Genomic DNA, 4,118 nt, shown 5'->3' with positions numbered 1-4,118 from the left:
TAAGATTTCGATGTGAGTGATCCAGTCTCCCTTCGGTTAGATTTTAGCTGAGCGATTGCGGTTCATTGACCGAATACACAAGAAGAGGTATAATATCTATTTGGCAATTCCTCCGAGCGAATCGGGGGAAACGGGAGCAAGGTCCGTTTCTACTCTTTAGAGGAAAGGAGCGGTACCTATGTCGACATCCGGTATTTCTGTGGAAGCCCGTCGGATCGATGCGCTGCTGCTTCGTGCACTGTACGGGGGTTCCAAATCCTACTGGGAGCTTATGCGGGAAGGTCACGCCCAGACCCATCATATTCTGGAATCCTTGCAAGGGCTCTTGAAAAACGAGCTGGTAACCTACGACGGCAACCGCTTCGTGCTCACCGAGGCGGGACGTCGGCAGGCCGAAGCCCTCGGGCTGGATCGGGTCGCTGACCAGCGCTGCGAGACCTGCGCGGGACGTGGCATCATCTTGCGGCCGCCTTTCGATCGCGTCCTGGAAGCCTTCCAGGAAATCGTGGCCATGCGGCCGAAAGCAACGCCCGACTTTGACCAGGGGTACGTGACGCCCGAGACCACCGTCCTGCGGCTGGCCTTGATGGCCCAGCGGGGGGATCTGGCGGGCCGCGACCTGCTGCTGCTCGGTGACGACGACCTCACGGGCATCGCGGCCGCGCTCTCGGGCTTGCCGCGGCGCATCTTCGTTCTAGACGTGGACGAGCGCATCGTCGGGTTTATCCGCGACGTGGCCCGGGACCGGGGTTGGGACAACGTCCACGCCGAAATCTACGACGTGCAGGATCCGCTTCCGGAAACCCTGCGCGGCCAGTTCGACGTGTTCTTCACCGACCCGGTGGAAACGCTGCGCGGCATCTTCCTCTTCTTGAGCCGTTGCACCGAAGCGTTGCGGGGTCCCGGTTCGGCCGGGTATTTCGGCCTCTCGTACCTCGAATCCTCGTGGAAGAAGTGGCGTGACATCCAGCGCGGCCTGCTTGACATGGGCTTCGCCATTACGGACATGCTCGGCGCCTTCCAGGACTACCAGCTGGAGAACATTGTGGCCCAGGGCTACCCGGTGGCCAAGATGGCGCCCGTTCCTGTCGGCGAACCTGATGTGCCCTTCTACATCAGCACGGTCTACCGGCTGGAGCTGACCGAAGCGCCGAAGCCTCTCTACACTGGCCGCCTCGAGCTCGGAACCGACCTCTACTATGACGACGAGGCGTGCGTCACGCTGCGGCGCCCGTAACCAACGCCAACATCCACAAAAAGACCGCCCCTGAAGGCGAATCAAACGCCTTTGGGGGCGGTCGTTCTATTTTAGCAACGCACAGCCAAACCAGATGTCTATTCACTCTGTAAGTTAGACGGTACCTTACACGATTTGAATTCCTCGTAGGTAGGCTCCAAACGAGGCATATGCGCGGAGATCGTGCGCGTGATCCGCGGGGTCCCAATTCCTCATAGGTAGGCTCCAAACCGTATTGCCTCGTGGCTCACCCGCTCCCCCAGTTCAGGTTCCAATTCCTCATAGGTAGGCTCCAAACGTAGATGCCAAATTCGTCAGAATGCCGGCCATCGAAGGGTTCCAATTCCTCATAGGTAGGCTCCAAACCCAGAAAATTGGAAAGAGAAAATTCCTGCGGCACGTACAGTTCCAATTCCTCATAGGTAGGCTCCAAACTTCCTCTCTTTTCAGGGTCTTTGTTATTCGTTACAAGTTCCAATTCCTCATAGGTAGGCTCCAAACAACACGGACGACCGCTACAAGCTGGGGGCGGGCTTTGGTTCCAATTCCTCATAGGTAGGCTCCAAACCTCACGCCGCACCTGACGCGCCTTTGTTCGGATTTGGGGTTCCAATTCCTCATAGGTAGGCTCCAAACGACAGGAAAAACCCGCGGATTGAAATCGAGCTAGAGGGTTCCAATTCCTCATAGGTAGGCTCCAAACGAGGCAGCCACCTGCTTCGCCTCCTCGATCTCGTCGGGTTCCAATTCCTCATAGGTAGGCTCCAAACGATACGGTCATCAAACGGCCATCAACCGGCCATAGCTGTTCCAATTCCTCATAGGTAGGCTCCAAACACACATTCGAGCGCACGTTCCTGCCCCCGTACAAGCGGTTCCAATTCCTCATAGGTAGGCTCCAAACGTGGTCGGCGGCCAAGTCCGCCAAGGCTAGCGCCGAGTTCCAATTCCTCATAGGTAGGCTCCAAACCGGTGTGCAGCTCACTGATGCGCGCGCCAATGCGGTTGTTCCAATTCCTCATAGGTAGGCTCCAAACCATATACTCGGCCAACAGGGACGCCAAGAATCTCTGGTTCCAATTCCTCATAGGTAGGCTCCAAACGGGTGGGCCATGTGGTGGAGAGCGATTCCGTCGACCTTGGGTTCCAATTCCTCATAGGTAGGCTCCAAACTTGTCGGCGATGTGCGTGGTGTTCACAGCCCCGGAGGGTTCCAATTCCTCATAGGTAGGCTCCAAACCATACTCGCCGCCCTCCGCCTCGTAGCGGGCGAGAGGGGTTCCAATTCCTCATAGGTAGGCTCCAAACTGAGCAGATACAAAAACACCGTATTCGCGCCGGTCAGGTTCCAATTCCTCATAGGTAGGCTCCAAACATACCGGCAGCGGCCCGCTTCACTTCATTGGTGAGGCCGTTCCAATTCCTCATAGGTAGGCTCCAAACGCACCTACGCCACCGTCGAAGAAGCAGTGCAAGCGGTGTTCCAATTCCTCATAGGTAGGCTCCAAACTAAAACGGTCGACTACATGAGGTTCGAGGTAGATCCGTTCCAATTCCTCATAGGTAGGCTCCAAACCGGGAAATGTCTTGGTTGAGAACAGGGAACGGATACCAAGTTCCAATTCCTCATAGGTAGGCTCCAAACGCCAGCGTTTTGAACGGGGCGAGCGGCTTACGGCCAAGTTCCAATTCCTCATAGGTAGGCTCCAAACGGAAGGGCGTATCATTGCGGTACGCCGCTTCCAACGAGTTCCAATTCCTCATAGGTAGGCTCCAAACTCGACGCGGGCCATTTCGCCGGCCACCTGTTCACCGGCGTTCCAATTCCTCATAGGTAGGCTCCAAACTAGCTTTCGCTGTGTAGAACCATCTCTGTGCCCGATGTTCCAATTCCTCATAGGTAGGCTCCAAACGCCGGCTCCGCGCTCGCTCGGCGGAAGCTCCTCGACCTGTTCCAATTCCTCATAGGTAGGCTCCAAACCTTTGACGCTCTTGCCCACCACCGCCTTCGGATCGGGTTCCAATTCCTCATAGGTAGGCTCCAAACTAGCTTTCGCTGTGTAGAACCATCTCTGTGCCCGATGTTCCAATTCCTCATAGGTAGGCTCCAAACGAAAAAGCGAGCTAAGTACCGCAAGTGGTGGGAACGGGTTCCAATTCCTCATAGGTAGGCTCCAAACACGGCGCGCCACTTCCCACGGTTCGAGTCCTTGTCCAAGTTCCAATTCCTCATAGGTAGGCTCCAAACTTAATTGGCTTTTCGTATAGTTGCTGGCTTCCTTGCCGGTTCCAATTCCTCATAGGTAGGCTCCAAACCTTTGCTCCGGGAGGTTTTCGCCCTCCCGGAGGCTGCGTTCCAATTCCTCATAGGTAGGCTCCAAACACGTATCCGGTGGTGATTACCGATGACCACCCGGCGGGTTCCAATTCCTCATAGGTAGGCTCCAAACGATCCCCGGCGTCGCTAAGACTTTTTGGAAAGGGGAGTTCCAATTCCTCATAGGTAGGCTCCAAACTCGGGAAGGGGGTTGAAATGGTATCGTTGCGAGTGTAGTTCCAATTCCTCATAGGTAGGCTCCAAACAGCTCTCGTGCTCGAACCCCGACAGCGCCGACAGGTGTTCCAATTCCTCATAGGTAGGCTCCAAACCGGCCTCCTGCGGCATGTACCAGTACGAATCACCGGGTTCCAATTCCTCATAGGTAGGCTCCAAACTAGCCAAACCGACCTGCCCAAAGGGGCTAACGTCTACCGTTCCAATTCCTCATAGGTAGGCTCCAAACTCTCGTACGCGCTTCGCGCGGGGATGCCGCGTGAACGGTTCCAATTCCTCATAGGTAGGCTCCAAACTCCCCAAGGTCCATCGCCCGTTTCGCGCAGC

The 4,118-nt window shown here is 56.1% G+C and carries 1 protein-coding gene and 1 CRISPR repeat array; the gene reads left to right on the top strand.

The window, feature by feature from the left end; genetic code table 11:
- Positions 1–178 precede the first annotated feature (178 nt).
- Entirely contained in the window at positions 179–1,237 is a 1,059-nt protein-coding gene (locus tag IEX61_RS11920) for a bis-aminopropyl spermidine synthase family protein (protein WP_188818213.1), read from the top strand.
- Between the two features lie 133 nt (positions 1,238–1,370).
- Positions 1,371–4,087: a CRISPR direct-repeat array (repeat unit 30 nt; unit sequence GTTCCAATTCCTCATAGGTAGGCTCCAAAC).
- Between the last annotated feature and the right edge of the window lie 31 nt (positions 4,088–4,118).

The organism is Calditerricola satsumensis (assembly GCF_014646935.1).
Taxonomy (GTDB): domain Bacteria; phylum Bacillota; class Bacilli; order Calditerricolales; family Calditerricolaceae; genus Calditerricola; species Calditerricola satsumensis.
Note: the sequence above shows the minus strand (reverse complement) of the source record. Positions and strands in the feature narration are given on the sequence as shown.